The organism is Neptunicoccus sediminis, from assembly GCF_001719615.1.
In the GTDB taxonomy this organism is placed as follows: Bacteria; Pseudomonadota; Alphaproteobacteria; order Rhodobacterales; family Rhodobacteraceae; genus Amylibacter; species Amylibacter sediminis.
In genome coordinates, this window is record NZ_MDVX01000001.1 from 620,919 (window position 1) to 637,242 (window position 16,324).

The 16,324-nt window shown below is 58.5% G+C and carries 15 protein-coding genes; 8 read left to right on the top strand and 7 right to left on the bottom strand.

Going from position 1 to position 16,324, the window contains the following annotated elements; translation table 11 throughout:
• Window positions 1-23 precede the first annotated feature (23 nt).
• From murJ to BFV97_RS02915, 3 genes are read right to left on the bottom strand one after another with little or no spacing between them, the layout of a single operon-like run.
• Window positions 24-1,580: a murein biosynthesis integral membrane protein MurJ gene (murJ, locus tag BFV97_RS02905; RefSeq protein WP_425412253.1), complete on the bottom strand. Its 1,557-nt coding sequence runs from the start codon at window positions 1,578-1,580 to the stop codon at window positions 24-26.
• Window positions 1,577-4,390 (bottom strand): [protein-PII] uridylyltransferase, encoded by a 2,814-nt coding sequence (locus BFV97_RS02910; protein WP_245667536.1) that lies wholly within the window; start codon window positions 4,388-4,390, stop codon window positions 1,577-1,579. Before BFV97_RS02910 ends, murJ begins: the two co-directional genes overlap by 4 nt.
• Window positions 4,374-5,438: an ABC transporter substrate-binding protein gene (locus BFV97_RS02915; RefSeq protein WP_245667538.1), complete on the bottom strand. Its 1,065-nt coding sequence runs from the start codon at window positions 5,436-5,438 to the stop codon at window positions 4,374-4,376. Before BFV97_RS02915 ends, BFV97_RS02910 begins: the two co-directional genes overlap by 17 nt.
• A 220-nt stretch (window positions 5,439-5,658) precedes the next feature.
• Here BFV97_RS02915 and rsmI point away from each other — a divergent pair, with 220 nt between their 5' ends.
• From rsmI to BFV97_RS02935, 4 genes are all read left to right on the top strand, one after another.
• The gene (gene rsmI / locus BFV97_RS02920) at window positions 5,659-6,516 is read left to right on the top strand and encodes a 16S rRNA (cytidine(1402)-2'-O)-methyltransferase (RefSeq protein ID WP_069298796.1); all 858 of its coding nucleotides are present in this window, start codon (window positions 5,659-5,661) and stop codon (window positions 6,514-6,516) included.
• A gap of 52 nt (window positions 6,517-6,568) precedes the next feature.
• Window positions 6,569-6,937, top strand: a complete 369-nt coding sequence (locus BFV97_RS02925) for a YraN family protein (RefSeq protein WP_069298797.1) — start codon at window positions 6,569-6,571, stop codon at window positions 6,935-6,937.
• Between the two features lie 152 nt (window positions 6,938-7,089).
• Window positions 7,090-8,034: a glutathione synthase gene (gene gshB, locus BFV97_RS02930; RefSeq protein WP_108721630.1), complete on the top strand. Its 945-nt coding sequence runs from the start codon at window positions 7,090-7,092 to the stop codon at window positions 8,032-8,034.
• Window positions 8,031-8,945 (top strand): alpha/beta hydrolase, encoded by a 915-nt coding sequence (locus BFV97_RS02935; RefSeq protein ID WP_069298798.1) that lies wholly within the window; start codon window positions 8,031-8,033, stop codon window positions 8,943-8,945. The genes gshB and BFV97_RS02935 overlap by 4 nt, the downstream gene beginning before the upstream one ends.
• On the opposite strand, the gene BFV97_RS02940 is transcribed toward BFV97_RS02935, so the two are convergent.
• From BFV97_RS02940 to cobU, 4 genes are read right to left on the bottom strand one after another with little or no spacing between them, the layout of a single operon-like run.
• The gene (locus tag BFV97_RS02940; protein WP_069298799.1) at window positions 8,914-10,425 is read right to left on the bottom strand and encodes a YifB family Mg chelatase-like AAA ATPase; all 1,512 of its coding nucleotides are present in this window, start codon (window positions 10,423-10,425) and stop codon (window positions 8,914-8,916) included. The genes BFV97_RS02935 and BFV97_RS02940 overlap by 32 nt on opposite strands.
• Before the next feature lie 48 nt (window positions 10,426-10,473).
• A complete protein-coding gene (locus BFV97_RS02945; RefSeq protein ID WP_069298800.1) occupies window positions 10,474-11,343 on the bottom strand; it encodes a glutathione S-transferase in 870 nt (289 codons plus the stop codon).
• A gap of 57 nt (window positions 11,344-11,400) precedes the next feature.
• The gene (locus BFV97_RS02950; protein ID WP_069298801.1) at window positions 11,401-11,979 is read right to left on the bottom strand and encodes a histidine phosphatase family protein; all 579 of its coding nucleotides are present in this window, start codon (window positions 11,977-11,979) and stop codon (window positions 11,401-11,403) included.
• Window positions 11,976-12,641, bottom strand: coding sequence for a bifunctional adenosylcobinamide kinase/adenosylcobinamide-phosphate guanylyltransferase (cobU, locus tag BFV97_RS02955; protein WP_245667540.1), 666 nt, complete (start codon window positions 12,639-12,641; stop codon window positions 11,976-11,978). The genes BFV97_RS02950 and cobU overlap by 4 nt, the downstream gene beginning before the upstream one ends.
• Between cobU and BFV97_RS02960 the strand changes: the two genes are divergently transcribed.
• The 4 genes from BFV97_RS02960 to BFV97_RS02975 all read left to right on the top strand — a co-directional run bounded on the left by BFV97_RS02960 (window position 12,615) and on the right by BFV97_RS02975 (window position 16,324).
• Window positions 12,615-13,502 (top strand): RNA polymerase factor sigma-32, encoded by an 888-nt coding sequence (locus tag BFV97_RS02960; RefSeq protein ID WP_083225471.1) that lies wholly within the window; start codon window positions 12,615-12,617, stop codon window positions 13,500-13,502. The genes cobU and BFV97_RS02960 overlap by 27 nt on opposite strands.
• 131 nt (window positions 13,503-13,633) lie before the next feature.
• Window positions 13,634-14,833: a bifunctional phosphopantothenoylcysteine decarboxylase/phosphopantothenate--cysteine ligase CoaBC gene (coaBC, locus tag BFV97_RS02965; protein ID WP_069298803.1), complete on the top strand. Its 1,200-nt coding sequence runs from the start codon at window positions 13,634-13,636 to the stop codon at window positions 14,831-14,833.
• Entirely contained in the window at window positions 14,826-15,287 is a 462-nt protein-coding gene (dut, locus tag BFV97_RS02970) for a dUTP diphosphatase (RefSeq protein ID WP_069298804.1), read from the top strand. Before coaBC ends, dut begins: the two co-directional genes overlap by 8 nt.
• Window positions 15,287-16,324, top strand: coding sequence for a HesA/MoeB/ThiF family protein (locus BFV97_RS02975; RefSeq protein WP_108721616.1), 1,038 nt, complete (start codon window positions 15,287-15,289; stop codon window positions 16,322-16,324). Before dut ends, BFV97_RS02975 begins: the two co-directional genes overlap by 1 nt.

The window sequence follows — 16,324 nt, forward strand, 5'->3', positions numbered from 1 at the left end:
AAAGAGCCGGTGCCGGTTCCGGTTTACCGCCGCACCACGTTGCGCAGCCCTTGTTTGGTAAAGGCACCGAGCATCAGGCAGGCGGCGAAATAGACACTGGTGCCACCGACAACCAGCAGGGCAAGCGCGAGGTAGCGCAGCCCTTCTGTGACCAGCCAGTCCGACAGCAGCCATTCCAGCCCGTAGGTGAACAGCCCCATAATCACACAAGCCACCAGCATACGGGGCAGGGCCCGCAGCAGACGGTCGTCAAAGGCTGCGGCCAGTCCCATGCGGCGGGTGCCGAAGTAGAGCATCACCGCCAGCGCTACAGAGGACAGCGTGGTGCCGATGGCAGCGGCCAGATAGCCGAACTGGACCGAGAGCCCGATCGCCAGCGCTGCGTTCAGTACCATAGAGACCAGCGCGAAATAGAACGGGGTTTTGGTGTTTTCACGGGCGAAATAGAGCGGCTGGAAGACTTTTTGCAGCACAAAGGCGGGCAGGCCAATGGCATAGATCGACAGGGCTGCCGCGGTGTTTCTGGCATCTTCTGCGGTGAAGGCGCCCCGCTCAAACAGCACCGAGACCACGGCTTGAGGCACTACCAGCAGGCCTACGGCGGCGGGCAGGGTCAGGGCCAGCGCAAATTCGGTTGCGCGGTTGAAGGCGTGGCGGCCGCCGGCTTCGTCTGCGGATTGTAACTTGCGTGACAGATCGGGCAGCAGTACCACGCCGATAGCAATGCCAACCACGCCGAGCGGAAGCTGATAGAGACGGTCGGCCACAGCCAGCCATTGGATCGCGCCGTCAAAATAGCTGGCGACCTGACGGCCCACCAGCAGGTTGACCTGCACAACCCCACCGGCAAGTGCTGCGGGCGCTGCGATCATGGCGAGCCGGCGAATTTCAGGGGTAAATCGGGGCAATTGCGGCAACAAGCGAATGCCCGCACGGGAGGCGGCAATCCACACCAGAGCCAGTTGGCCCACGCCAGCCACAGGCACACCCCAAGCAAGCGCAAGGGCAACATTTCCGCCAAGCGCCCAAGTCGCGACCATTGCACTGATCAGGATGATGTTCAGCACCACAGGCGCGGCAGCGGCGGCGGCAAAGCGGCCCATGGAGTTCAAGACGCCCGATAGCAGTGCTGCGAGTGAGATAAACAGGATATACGGAAAGCAGATACGCGCAAAATCGGTTGCCAGATCAAAGCGCTCGTCGCCCGCAAAGCCGCTGGCCATAGCCAGTACAAACCACGGCATGAACAGTTGCGCGATCAGGGTGAGGCCGATCAGAACGCTGGCAAGACCTGCCATTGCGTTCTGGGCAAACTGGCGCGCGTCTTCCCCGGATTCCAGCTTTTTGGAAAACATCGGCACAAAGGCCATGTTAAACGCGCCCTCGGCAAAGAAGCGGCGGAACATATTGGGCAGGGCGAAGGCTACTTGGAACGCCTCGGCCACCGGACCTGCGCCAAAGAAGGCAGCGATCAGGATGTCACGGATGAAGCCCATAATACGGCTGGCAAGGGTCCAGCTGCTGACGGTGAAGAAACCGGCCAGCAGACGGATGCTCCGCGGCTTGGTGGTCACTGTCACGTGAGCGCTCCGGCGGCGCTTATTTCAATTGCGGCGCGCAGGGCGTCTTCGATCTTTTTGCGCTTGGCGGCACTGTGCAATTTCAATCCGAACATGTCTTTCACATAAAATACATCGACTGCCTGTTCCCCATAAGTGGCGATCACGGCGCTGGCAATGTAGATATTGTTGTCAGACAGGGTGCGGGTCAGATCATACAGCAGTCCGGGTCTGTCGCGGGTGTCCACCTCGATGATGGTGTAAAGGTCCGAGCCTTTGTTGTCGAAAGAGATCACCGTCGGCACCACAAAATCCCGCTCGCGCTTTTTGATTTTGTCGTGGGACTTCAGCGCATCCTTGGCGATCACATCCCCGTTGAGGGTTTTGTTGATCATGCTGCGCAGGCGTGTCAGGCGGGATTTCTCATAGGGTTGGCCTTTGGCGTCCTGTATCCAGAAGACCGCTGTGGCATAGCCGTCAGAGGAGGTATAGGTCCGCGCATCCACCACATTGGCACCGACCAGCGCCAGCGCCCCGGCCAGCCGCGAGAAGATACCGGGATGGTCCTGCAGCACAAAACAGGCGCGGGTGGCGTCGTGGTCTTTATCGGCCTTGATGTCGGTCTGGATCTCGGTGGTGGACGCTTTTAGCATCAGCTTGGCAAAAATCTTGTGCGTCTCTGCATCCAGCCCCTGCCAGTAGGCCGGATAGTGGCGTTCAATTTCGGCATCGAGCGCCTTGCGGCTCATCTTGGGGAGGGCAGCGCGCAGGGCTTCTTTTGCCTCGCTTGAAGATTGCAGTTCGAGAACCTTGTCGAACCCTTCCTGGAGCGCAAGCTTGGTGTAGCGGTGCAGGTCGCGGATCAACTGGGCCTTCCAGTTGTTCCATGTGCCCGGACCAACGCCGCGGATGTCACAGACCGTCAGAACCGTCAGCAGGTTCAACCGCGCCGTGGTTTTCACTTCCTTGGCAAAGTCCCGCACGGTTTTCGGATCGGAGAGATCCCGTTTCTGCGCCACGTCAGACAGCAACAGGTGGTGGCGCACCAGCCAGACCACAGTGTCGGTTTCCCCTTCGGACAGGCCAAGCTGCGGGCAGATGGTTCGCGCCAGCCGCGCCCCTGCGATAGAGTGATCCTCGGGCAGTCCCTTGCCGATGTCATGGAGCAACAGCGCCACGTAGAGCACCTTGCGATCAACCCCGTCTTGCAAAATGCTCGACGCGACAGGAAGGCTCTCTTTCAGTTCACCTTTTTCGATTTTAGCCAAATGGGAGATACACTGAATTGTATGCTCGTCCACCGTATAGTGATGGTACATATTGAACTGCATCAGGCAGACAATTCGCTGGAATTCGGGGATGAAGGCGCCAAGAACACCCAGTTCGTTCATCCGCCGCAAGGCCCGCTCCGGATTGCCGTAGTCCAGCAAGAGCGACAGGAACAGCTTTTGCGCTTCGGGGTTGGTGCGCAGCTTGTTGGTGATCAGCTCCAGATTGGCGACGATCAGGCGCATGGCATCGGGGTGGATCAGAATATCCGTATCAAGACCGTGTTCGAATATCCGCAGGAAATTGATCGGATCTGCCAGAAACGCCTCTTCATCCGCAATCGACAGCCTGCCGTGAACGATCTCATAGCCTTCCGGTGCCTCAAGGGAATCGCTGCGCCACGGCATCGCCCGAAGCAGACGCGCCCCGAAAGAAGGCTGTTGTTTCACGTGTTGTGCTTCCAGCGCGGTCAGGAAAATGCGCGTCAGATCGCCCACATGGGTGGCGTGGGTGAAATACTCCTGCATGAAGGCTTCGACTCCGCGCAGACCCTCTGTGTCCTGATAGCCTAGCGCGGCAGCGATGGCGACCTGATTGTCAAAGGTCAGCAGTTCCGCAGCGCGTCCGACCACCAGATGCAAATGGCAGCGTACGGTCCACAGAAAATTCTCGGCCTGATCGAAACTGGCGTATTCGGTGGTGGTGAAATAGCCCGCATAGATCATTTCGGAAGGCAGCTTTGCCCCGCTGAGGTATTTGGTGATCCAGTAGAGGGTTTGAAGATCCCGCAGCCCGCCTTTGCCCTCTTTGACGTTGGGTTCCAGCAAAAACCGTGTCGCGCCCTGTTTCTTGTGACGCGCTTCCCGCTCTTCCAGTTTCAGGGCGACAAATTCCGGTCCGGTGGTTTTGAACAACTGCTTCCAAAGCTGGGCGTCCAGCGTTTCGGCCAGTTCCGCATCGCCGTACAGGAAACGGGATTCCAGCAGGGCCGTGCGGATCGTCAGGTCACTGCCTGCAAGACGGATACATTCTTCGACCGTGCGGGTCGCGTGGCCGATCTTCATCTTCAGATCCCACAGGATGTAAAGCGTGCTCTCCACAACGCTCTCGCCCCAAGCGGTCAGCTTGTAGGGCGTCAGGAACAGCAGGTCCACGTCAGAAAAGGGGGCCATCTCGCCGCGTCCGTAGCCGCCCACGGCGACGATGGAAATCCGCTCGGATCGGGTGGGATTGGGAAGCGGGTGCAGATGGGTTTGCACCATTTCAACCGCGGTGTTGATCAGTTGGTCGGTGACAAAGGTATAAGAGCGGATCGTGCGGCTGGTTTTGAACGGTGTCTTCAGATAGGCCGCTTTGATTTGCGCGCGCGCCTGGGTGTTGACCCGGTCGAGAATTGTGCTGATCGCAGAGCGTTTGGCATAATTATCCGCACAGGTGGTCAGCGCCTCTGCGATTTCAGCGCGGATGGCGGGACCGTCAAAAAGCAGTCCCGGCGCGCAGATCAGCGCACCGGGACCAGCTGTATTGGCTTGACTGTCAGAAATATCAGAAGCCTGCGCCACCAAAGCTCCTTGGGGCCGGATCAACAACGACTACATTGCCTTCCTGAAATGTCGCAATCGCCAGCGCACGCTGGTTGGTTCCATCCGGACGCAGACGGAAAATGCCGTTGGCGCCCTGAAAACCGGAATTGCGGGTCAGTTTCTTACGGGTCAGCGCGTCGGACGATCCGGTTTGCAGCAGGGTGCCGACTGCGCGCATGGCGTCATAGGCTTTGCCCGCCAGAAGATGCGGGTTGCTGCCATTGGCTGCCGCATAGCGCTGGTTGAAAGAATTGGTGGCACCAGTGTCATTCAACGTGAACAAAGCGCCCTGAAGCCCCGAGCTGCTGCGCACAGCCGGCGCGGTCTGGTCCCAGCGGGTCAGGCCGATAAACTGCGTGTTCGCAGATGTTACACCTTTTTCCGGCAGCATTTGTGCGAATACAGGCAAGGCCCCCGCCGCATCCGCATCAAGCACCAGGGCCGTGGCGCCGGTCCGTTCGATCAGGGATTTGGTTGCGGAAACCGCTGCAATCGCGCTCTCACTGGTCAGTTCGTATTTCGCGAGACCAACAAAATTCGCACCGTTGTTTCTGGCCGCAGACTGGACTGCGGCGGCGGCAACGTCACCGGCTGCATCGGCCCGCACCAAAGCGGCAATGCTGCGCTGGCCTTTGCGTGCTGCATAGCCAACCACGCGGTCGGCGGTGTTCGCGAAAGTGTCACCAAGGATAAAGACGTTGCCACCGGCAATGTCAGGGTTGTTGGAAAAGCTCAGCACGTTGATGCCTTGGGCGGCCACGGCTGTACCGGCCGCATTTGCTGCCTGTGCAAACAAAGGGCCGACAAGGATTTTCGCGCCTTCGCTGGCAGCGCGCTGGGCGGCGGCAGCGGCTTGGTTTGAATCGCCGGCCGTGGGGTAAACCCGCAGGTCGATCTGGACATCACCCATTTCGGCCACAGCCAGTTTAGCTGCGGCAACAAGGCTGCTCGCCAGCGCTTCCTGCTGCTGGTTGCCCGATCCCGAAGGGACAAGAACGCCGACAACGACAGGTTTGCCGGTGTTCACGCGGGGTCCTTGCGAACCGCCTCCGACCTCGGTACACCCCCACAGCACAGCGGCGGCTGCTACAAGGCCGGCCGTCTTAAGGCCGAATTTCCTGATCTTATGAAACACAACAGTCCCCCTTCGTGACATAACTGTTCTAAGCAGCGTAATATACGGGAAAAACTAAGTGCTGGGCGGTGGGAAAGCAACGCCTGTTCAACAAAGAAGTGGAATTAGGCAGATGCATGCTGGAAAAATTGCGGCAGGTCTTCATCTTGTGGCAACCCCGATTGGTGCCGCGCGGGACATCACGCTGCGGGCGCTTGATATTCTGACCCATGCGGATGTGCTGGCGGCGGAAGATACCCGCAACACCCGCAGGCTGCTGGACATCCACGGGGTAAAGCTCGGGGACCGGCGGCTGCTGGCCTATCACGATCATAATGGCGCGCAAATGCGCCCCCAACTGATCAAGTCCCTGCAAGAGGGCGCATCCGTGGCTTATGTCTCGGATGCAGGCACGCCGATGGTCGCAGATCCCGGATTTGACCTTGCCCGCGCGGTGATTGCAGAAGACCTGCCGGTCTATGCCGCCCCCGGAGCCTCCGCCCTGCTTGCGGCGCTTTGCGTGGCCGGACAACCGACAGACCGTTTCTTTTTTGCCGGCTTTGCCCCGAATAAAACCACTGCACGTAAGAAATTCTTCGCTGAATTTTCACAAATCGGCGCGACACTGGTGTTCTACGAATCGCCAAAGAGGGCAGCAGCGAGCCTGCGGGATATGTGCGAGGTTTTCGGCGCCGACCGTCCGGCCGCCTTTTGTCGGGAGTTGACGAAGAAATTTGAAGAGACCTGTCGGGGAACGCTGGGGGCGCTGGCAGAGGAAATTTCGGGCCGGGACACTGTGAAAGGAGAGGTGGTCATCGTCTTGGGTCCACCTTTGGCAAGAGAAGTGTCTCAGGATGATGTCGATGCTGCGCTTCTGGCCGCACTGTCCCGTCTTAGGGTCAAAGATGCCGCCAGCGAAGTGGCGGAGACTTTTGGTTTGCCGCGTAAGGAAATTTATCAACGGGCTTTAACCCTGAAAGAAGATTCATAATCCTTTAACATCTTGTCGCTAAAACGGTCCCAACATCATTCACGGGGACAACATGGATCGCGCAGCAAACGGTAAATTATCCTATCTGAAAGGACAGGCAGCAGAAGGTCAGGTGGCACGGGCCTACGAACGCAACGGTTTTGAAATCGTAGACCGCCGTTGGAAATCCAAAGACGGTGAAATTGATCTTGTGGCACGACACAAGGAAAAACTGTATTTTATCGAAGTAAAGGCCAGCACAACCTTTGATACTGCCGTTCAACAGATCACACCGCGCCAGCAAAATCGCATTCACAATTGCGCCCTGCAATATCTGGCGGAAAAAGCCGGACATTTGGATGTGGACTGCAGGTTTGACGCTGCATTGGTGGACGGTAAAGGTCGGATCAAGGTGCTGCCGGGGGTACTATTGGCCGCCTGATTTGCCAATCTGACACAGCCGCCTGAACTATCGCGGCTTTATCTCTCCTTTCCATTAGTTGGTTGCGGGTTATTGAAACCCGTGCCGCACTGCGTCATGTATTTGTGAACGCAATTTGTGCAGCAATGCTGCTCTTTGGAAAGAAAATGATGATGAGTTTGAAGGTCGCCTTCCAAATGGACCCCATCGGGGATGTCGATATTAATGCGGACAGCAGTTTCCGCATTGCCGAAGAGGCGCAGGCCCGCGGGCATGAATTATTTTTCTATACACCCGACAAGCTCGCCTTTGACGAGGGCCGCGTGACAGCCCGCGGGCACCGGATGGAACTGCGCCGTGAGGTCGGCAACCATGTGACACTGCAGCCCGAAGAGACCGTCGATCTTGCAGATTGGGACGTGGTTTGGCTGCGTCAGGACCCTCCGTTTGACATGGGGTATATTACCACCACCCATATTCTCGACATGCTGCATCCAGAGACTCTGGTAGTGAATGATCCCCGTTGGGTGCGGAACTATCCGGAGAAACTGCTTGTACTGCAATTCCCCGACCTGACGCCGCCGACCACAATTGCGCGGGATCTGGACACGCTCAAAGCCTTTAAAGAGCGGCACGGAGACATCATTCTCAAACCGCTCTACGGCAATGGCGGTGCGGGCGTGTTCAGGCTGGAACCGGGCGATCGCAACCTGAATTCCCTGCACGAGTTGTTCACCACTATCAATCGCGAACCCCTTATCGCGCAGAAATTCCTGCCCGATGTGGCAGCGGGCGATAAACGTGTTATCCTCGTCAACGGAGAGCCTGTCGGCGCAATCAACCGTGTACCGGCCAAAGGAGAGACCCGCTCTAACATGCATGTGGGCGGTCGCCCCGAAAAGGTCGGCCTAAGTGCGCGTGACAGGGAGATTTGCGCTGCTATCGGTCCGTTGCTGCGGGAAAAAGGCCAGATCTTTGTCGGAATCGACGTGATCGGTGGTAATCTGACAGAAATCAACCTGACCTCGCCCACCGGCATTCAAGAGCTGGAACGTTTCGACGGTATCAATGTTGCGGAAATGATCTGGGAAGCGATTGAGGAGAAAACCGGAAAATGAACTCTTTGCGCCTGCGTCTTTACAGTATCTTTACGAGATTGGTGATAAAGCCTTGGGTGCAACGTGTCAAAAATCCGGTAGAGGCGCGGCAGGCTTTTGAACGACACGCCCGCCGCATGCACCGCCACCCTGCCTTTGCTGCGTATCGAAATGGAGTGATTGGCAAGGTTCCGGTTCTCTGGGCCTCTGTCGGACCGGTCTCCCGGCCGGAGGTTTTATTATATCTTCACGGTGGCGGTTTCATTGTGGGCAGTCCGGACACCCACAAACATATGGTGGCAGACATCGCAGGGGCCGTGGGGGTGGAGGCTGTCATCCCCCGGTATCGCCTTGCGCCGGAAAACCCGTTTCCAGCGGGGTTTGATGACGTGCTTGAGGTTTACAATGGCTTATTGGCGCGTGGGCTGCGTCCGGACCAGATTATGCTGGGCGGTGACAGCGCAGGGGGCAACCTTGTCCTGTCACTGCTGGCGCATCTCTCCTACCGAAAAGAGGAAATACCCCTCTGCGCCTTCGTCATCAGTCCCGTGGTCAATCTGGAGGGTGGATATGACAGTCTGAAAGAAAACGCCAAGAGCGAGGTGCTGCTTAGCGCCGGACGTTTTGACGAGCTTGGTAAAATGTACCTTGGCCATCAGGATTGCGGGCAGGATTGCGCGTCTCCGATCCACGCCATGTTTGAGCGCTGCCCGCCTATTCTGTTTCACCACAGCAGCGGCGAAATCCTGCGGGATGACACCTTGGAAATGCAGCGTAAACTCGTTGCCAAAGGCCATGACGTGCTGGTGCGCAGCTGGCCCAATGCCTTCCATGTGTTCCACATCATGCGCGGCCATTTTCCCGAAGCCCGCGCCGCGCTCGATGATATTGCCGGGTTTCTTAAGGCACGGCTGACATCAAGCGATAGCTGATCGCCTCCGCCACATGGGGATAGCGTACCGTTTCCGATTTATCCAGATCCGCAATGGTTCGGGCCACGCGCAACAACCGATGATACCCCCGCGCTGACAGATTGAACCGCTCTGCCGCTTTTTCCAGTATGGCATGTCCCTCGGAATCCGGTGTCGCGATTTCCATTAGAACCTTCCCTTCAGCGTCGGCATTCTGGCGCAGGCCGTCATGCTGCGCGAACCGCTGCCGCTGTCGCAATCGTGCGTCTGCGACCCGTTCCGCGACGGTTTTTGAGGATTCCGGAGTCTGTGGCAGGGAAAGATCGCTCATCGTGACCGGCGGCACATCCACGCGCAAATCAAAGCGATCCATTAACGGTCCGGAAATCTTTCCAAGATACTCTTCTCCGCAAAGGGGCACTCTGGCGCAGGCCCGCGACGCATCCGCCAAATATCCGCAGCGGCAAGGGTTGGCGGCAGAGACCAACATGAACCGGCAGGGGTAGGTCACGTGATTATTGGCGCGTGCGACCATCACCGTGCCGGTCTCTAGCGGCTGACGCAGGGTTTCCAATACCTGCCGAGAGAATTCCGGCAGTTCGTCCAGAAACAGGACGCCGTTGTGGGCTAGCGAAATCTCTCCGGGTTTGGCACCGCGCCCGCCTCCGACAATCGCCGCCATAGAAGCCGTATGATGGGGGTCACGAAAAGGGCGGGTTTTGGAGATGCCACCAGAGGATAACAACCCTGCGAGCGAATGGATCATGGAGGTTTCCAGCGCTTCTTCCGGTTCTAGCGGGGGCAACAGACCCGGCATACGCGCGGCCATCATGGACTTACCGGAGCCGGGAGCGCCGACAAGCAACAGATGATGCCGGCCCGCAGCCGCAATTTCCAGCGCTCTTTTCGCGCGCTCCTGCCCTTTGACGTCGCTCAGATCCTTGGTCTGGGGCGCAGCCACGACTTCCCCCGGTTGGGCCGGCGGCAACGTGGCCCGACCGCGAAAATGGTTCATGCAGTCCAGCAAGGTTTCGGGCGCAATAACCTGAACCGCGCCGACCCATGCCGCCTCTGGCCCGCATTCAGCAGGACAGACGAGATCACAATCCGCCTGCGCCGCAGCCAGTGCCGCGGGGAGAGCACCGATGACCGGAATAAGTTTGCCGTCCAGTGACAGCTCTCCAAGGGCGACTTGGCGGGCGGTCTCCTCCCGCGGGATCACATCCATCGCTGCCATCACTGCAAGGGCAATTGGCAGGTCAAAATGCGACCCGACCTTCGGAAGATCCGCCGGAGACAGGTTAATCGTGATCCGTTTCGCCGGAAGCGCCAGCGCCAGCCCGTTCAGTGCCGCCCGCACCCTTTCGCGGGCTTCGGACACGGCCTTGTCCGGTAGCCCGACGATCTGAAAGGCAGGCAATCCGGCTGAAAGGGCGCATTGCACTTCGACCAGACGGGCTTCGACGCCGTGGAAGGCTACTGTGTACGCACGCGCAATCATCGGGTCCCTGTCGTCATTAAGAGTGGTTAAGACTACAGGGCGGAACGTTTATTTTTGGTAAATTTTCATAAAATCATCCCAAGCTTGTGGATCCGCGACGGTCTTGTCGCGACAGAACGAATTGCAAAAGCCAAAAACGCGCCCGTCCAGTTCCAGAAAATCCGAAACCGGCTTGCCGGAATAAGGGCAACTGGCGTTTTCTGACGGACCCGCATCGACACTGCGTGCGGGCAGTGGCGTTGGTCCGGGCCAAGTGCCTTGCGGCAAATCCAGATCATATCCCGGCTGAATATAATTCTGCGCGATGCCCATAGCCCGCCACCGCCGAAACGCGGGATCGGACAGATGAGCGGTGATATAGGCGTCTGCAGTTGCGCTTTGGGGTAGGTTGTAGGTGGCAAAACGACTGGCGGCAGGGGCGTAGAACACATCTGCGATGGAATACTTTCCGAACAGCCACGGCCCGCCTTGGCCGAATGTGGCGCGGCAGAACGCCCATAATTCTGCCATGCGTTCGGCGTCTTTCAGCACTGCCGGAGATGGCTGGAAATCCGGATAATGGCGACGCAGATTCATGGTGCAGGCGTCGCGCAGGGCGTTGAACGAGGCGTGCATTTCCGCTGTCACGGACCGTGCAAGGGCACGGGCAGCGGGGTCGGCAGGCCACATTCTGATGTCGGGGTTCTGCTCTGCCAGCGTTTCGGCCATAGCGAAGCTGTCTTGCACCACAATGCCGTCGAATTTCATCGCGGGCACCAATCGGGCCGGTTGGAAATCTTCCAGCATTTGATGGAATGCGGGCTGATACATGCGCGCCGACTGGCAGCTTACCGGTATTGCGAATTTCTCAAACAGTAGCCAGCCCCGCAAGGACCAGCTGGAATAGGTTTTATCGGCTATGGCGAGTTCATATTTCATTAACCCAGTATCGGATAGACTGGGAGAATTACAAATCGCGCTTTGTGATCGCCACCGTCACAAGGTGTGATTAACGCCAAGAACACGCCACGCGGTTCCCATGTGCTCCAACCGCGTGACGGACAGGTTGTCGATCTTAAAGGACAGCGCGGCCTTTGCGGTCATGCCTGCAGCCCGTTGTATCTGGGTCAGGATCGCGCCGAAATGGGCGACGACAATTATGTCTGTGTCCGGATGGGCGTCGCGTAAACGATCCACGCCGCGACTGACGCGGGCGGCTGCGGCATCCCAGCTTTCACCATTGGGCGGGGCATGGGGGCCCGGATCCGACCAATAGGCGCGGGACAATTCAGCGTGGGATTCGGCCACCTGTGTAAAGGTGCGGTCTTCCCAATCGCCAAAATGCAGTTCCCGCAGATCGGGGTCGCTGGGCAGTCGCTTGCGCCCGTCTGACAGTGCGTCAGCCGTTGCGACGCAGCGGACCAGATCGGACGAGATCACCAGCGCATCCTGTGGGAGATGGGTGTTCAAACGCTCCAGCGCGGCAAGATCAGAGAGATCCGCAGGGGCATCTGTCCAGCCGATCAACCCGTCGCGATGGGTTGGGCCATGGCGGATAAACCAGAAGCGGCTCATGCCGGATTAGCCGGAATCCGGCCCTTTAACACTTGTGGGATGCCTGCTGTTACCATCACGACCAAATCCGCCTCTGCTGCCAGTTTCGCGTTGAGCCTTCCCTGATCCTTTTGAAAGCGGCGGCCCAGTTTTGTATCCGGAATAACACTGTGTCCGACCTCGTTTGAGACTGTAACAATCGGGAACTTACAGGTCTTGACGGCGTTTAATAGCGGCTCGGAAGGATCTTTCGGGCAATTTTCTGATAAAATTAAATTCGACAACCATAGAGTCATGCAATCTATTAAAACGATATGGGTATCAGGCACCCGGCTCAAGGCTTCAGGCACTGCAATCGGGGCTTCGACGGTTGACCAATCAGGGCCGCGATCTATTTGATGTTGTTTGATTTTATCTTCCATTTCCCCGTCAAACGCCTGTGCTGTGGCGATATAGGTTCGGGGACGGTTTGACTGGCGCACAAGGGTCTCTGCAAATCGGGACTTACCTGAGGCAACGCCGCCCAAAATCAAGGAAAATTTAGGAAAAGTAAAAATAATCGCACTCCATTGTGAACGCTTTTGGGGGTTCAGACGTAGTATAATGAGAGCAAGCTTCAACAAGCTCAAGTACAGAATGGACGAGGAGACCCGATCATGCCTCTTGATGATGTTACCAACCACGACTTCCGCCGTCAGGCGATGAAAGCAGAACTGCTGGACGCTGATACCGAAATCGCACTGGCCCGCGCCTGGCGGGACGAGCGGGACGAAAAAGCCCTGCACCGCCTGATCAATGCCTACATGCGGCTGGCCATTTCAATGGCTTCCAAATTCCGCCGGTACGGCGCGAACACGCAGGATCTTATTCAGGAAGCGGGTGTGGGACTGATGAAAGCGGCGGATAAATTCGATCCCGACCGTGGCGTGCGGTTTTCGACCTACGCGCAGTGGTGGATCAAGGCCGCAATTCAGGATTACGTGATGCGCAACTGGTCTATGGTGCGCACCGGATCTACCAGCAGCCAAAAAGCGCTGTTTTTCAACCTTAAGCGGGTTCAGGCCACGCTGGAGCGGGAGGCAAGTGCGGCTGGCGAGGAACTGGACGGGCATCAACTATCCGAAATGATCGCACAGGAAATCGGTGTGCCGCTGCGTGACGTGGAAATGATGCAGGGACGCCTGTCCGGTTCGGATTTTTCCCTGAACGCCCAGCAATCCACCGAGGATGAGGGACGTGAGTGGCAGGATACCTTGGCGGATGAAGGTCCGCAGGCTGCCGACGTGGTGGAACGAAACCACGATCTCGGCCAGCTTCGCAACTGGCTGACGACGGCGATGGAAGGGCTCAACGAACGGGAGCGTTATATTCTGGCGCAACGCCTGCTGGTGGAGGACCCCCGCACGCTGGGGTCGATTGGTGACGAGCTTGGCCTGTCCAAAGAGCGCATCCGGCAGGTGGAATCAGCCGCACTCGGCAAGTTGAAAAAACTGCTGGAAAAGAACACCGGCAACTCTGCCGAGATGATGGCAGAACTGATGTAACATCTCGGGCGGTGCTGTCAGACATGGATATTTAACCCAAAAAGAGGGCGGTGCTGGCAAAAGCCGGAACCGCCCTTTGCTTTGCCCGCGAAGCTGGCTAAGTCTTGTGCCAGAGCAAACGGGAGAGAGCGATGTTGAACGGGCGCAGGGTGCTTTTGGTGATTGGCGGCGGGATCGCAGCCTACAAGAGTCTTGATCTGATCCGGCGGTTGCAGGAGCGCGGCGCGCGGGTTGTGCCTGTTATGACCAAAGCGGCGGAGGAATTTGTCACGCCGCTGTCAGTTTCGGCGCTGGCCGGTTCCAAAGTGTACCGCGATCTGTTCGACCTGACGGATGAGGCTGAAATGGGCCATATCCAACTGTCCCGCGCGGCGGATCTGGTGGTGGTCGCACCGGCTACGGCGGATTTAATGGCGAAAATGGCCCATGGTGTTGCCGGCGATCTGGCGAGCACGCTGCTGATGGCCACGGACAAACGGGTACTGATTGCCCCTGCGATGAATGTCCGGATGTGGGATCACGCGGCGACCCAGCGCAATCTAGAGACATTGACACAGGACGGCGTGCTGGTCGTTGGTCCGGACAGCGGCAATATGGCCTGCGGTGAGTACGGTCCGGGCCGGATGGCAGAAGTGCCGCAGATCGTTGCGGCGGTCGAGGATGCTTTGCTGGACGGGCCGCTGCGGGGCAAACACATTCTGGTGACAAGCGGGCCGACCCATGAGCCGATTGATCCGGTGCGCTACATCGCGAACCGCTCCAGCGGCGCGCAGGGCACGGCGATTGCACAGGCGCTGGCGGGGCTTGGCGCGCGGGTCACGTTTGTATCTGGTCCGGCCGATCATCCACTGCCCGAAGGCGTTGATGTGGTGCGGGTCCAGACCGCCGCCCAGATGCTGGCAGCGGTGGAGGAGGGGTTGCCTGCCGATGCAGCGGTCTTTGCGGCAGCGGTGGCAGACTGGCGCGTGGCGCGCGCTTCGGACAGTAAAATCAAAAAGGACGGTAGCGGGGAATTGCCGGTGTTGGAATTTGCAGAAAACCCCGACATTCTGGCCCGCGTCAGTCAAAAGGCGCAGGGGCGTCCCGCGCTTGTGGTGGGGTTTGCGGCTGAAACCGACGATGTCATCAATAACGCAACGGCCAAGCGCCAGCGCAAAGGCTGTGACTGGATTGTGGCCAATGATGTTTCGCCGGAAACCGGCATCATGGGCGGCTCTGAAAACGCTGTGACACTGATCCACAAAGACGGGTCCGAGAGTTGGCCGCGTATGGGAAAACAGGCGGTGGCGGATCGTTTGGCAGCAAAAATAGCAGAGGTGATCGGTGGCTGATCTTGCTGTAAAAATTACCTATCTGGACGGCGCGGACACTGCGATTCCGCTGCCGGCTTATGAAACAGACGGCGCGGCGGGTATGGACCTGCGGGCTAATCTGGCGGATCGCGGGTCGGTTGTCATCGCGCCGCAGACGCGCGCTTTGGTTCCCACCGGACTGGCGTTGGAAATTCCGCGCGGGTTTGAAGCGCAGGTGCGGCCCCGTTCGGGGCTGGCGCTGAAACACGGGCTTACGGTGGCCAATGCGCCCGGCACCATTGACAGCGATTATCGCGGGCCGCTGGGGGTTATACTGATCAACCTCGGGGACACGGATTTTACAATTAACCACGGCGACCGGATTGCACAGATCGTGTTTGCGCCTGTGATGCAGGTGGGCTGGGACCTGTCGGGGGCGCTGGGCGAAACGGATCGCGGCTCGGGTGGTTTCGGCTCTACCGGGCAGGGCTGATGGGGCTGACGCTGATCCTGATTGCGGGGGCGGCCGTTGCGCTGCGCCTGCTTGGGGCCTCGCGTGGGGCGCAGGGGGCTGTTGTGGCGATCGGTCTGGCCTTTGTGTTGCTGGTGCAACTGACCTTGCCGCCCAGCTCCAGCTTGCGGATGGCGACAGGTGGGTCTTTGACGAACTGGTTGATTTTGCTGACGCTTCTTGCTGTTGTCGGGTTTTACAGCTTTGGCATCAAGGCACTAAGACAACGGGCGGAGGATCGGGTGGAACCTGCGAAAAAAACCGACAGGCTAAGCGAGACTGAACTGGACCGCTATGCCCGCCATATTGTGCTGCGTGAAATCGGTGGGCCGGGCCAGCAGAAGCTGCGCAAGGCGCGGGTGCTGGTGGTGGGAGCGGGCGGTCTGGGCGCGCCGGTGCTGCAATATCTGGCCGCAGCAGGGGTGGGGACCATCGGGGTGATTGACGATGACACTGTCTCCCTGTCCAACCTGCAAAGACAGGTTCTGTTTTCGGAAGATGACCTTGGCACCGCCAAGGTTTTTGCGGCGCAAAAACGCCTGAAGGGGTTGAATCCCTTTGTCGAAGTTCTGCCCTACAACCGCAGGATCAGCGACGACAACGGCGCGGAACTGGTGGCGGATTTTGATCTGGTGCTGGACGGAACCGACAGCTTTGCCACTCGCGCGGTGGTGAACAGGGCCTGCGTTGCGGCAGGGGTGCCGCTGGTTTCTGGCGCGATTGGCCAGTGGGAAGGGCAAGTCACCCTATTCGATCCGGCACACGGCGATCCCTGCTATGCCTGCCTGTTCCCCGAAGAACCTGCCGATGGTCTGGCGCCAAGCTGTGCCGAGGCGGGCGTGGTCGGGGCCTTGCCCGGTATTATCGGGTCGATGATGGCAGCAGAGGCGATCAAGGAAATCACCGGAGCAGGGCAGGTTTTGCGCGGCTCCATGTTGATTTTTGATGCGCTTTATGGCGAAAGCCGCAAGATTAAAATTGAACGGCGCGTTGGTTGTGCTGTCTGTGGAGGAGTTTAG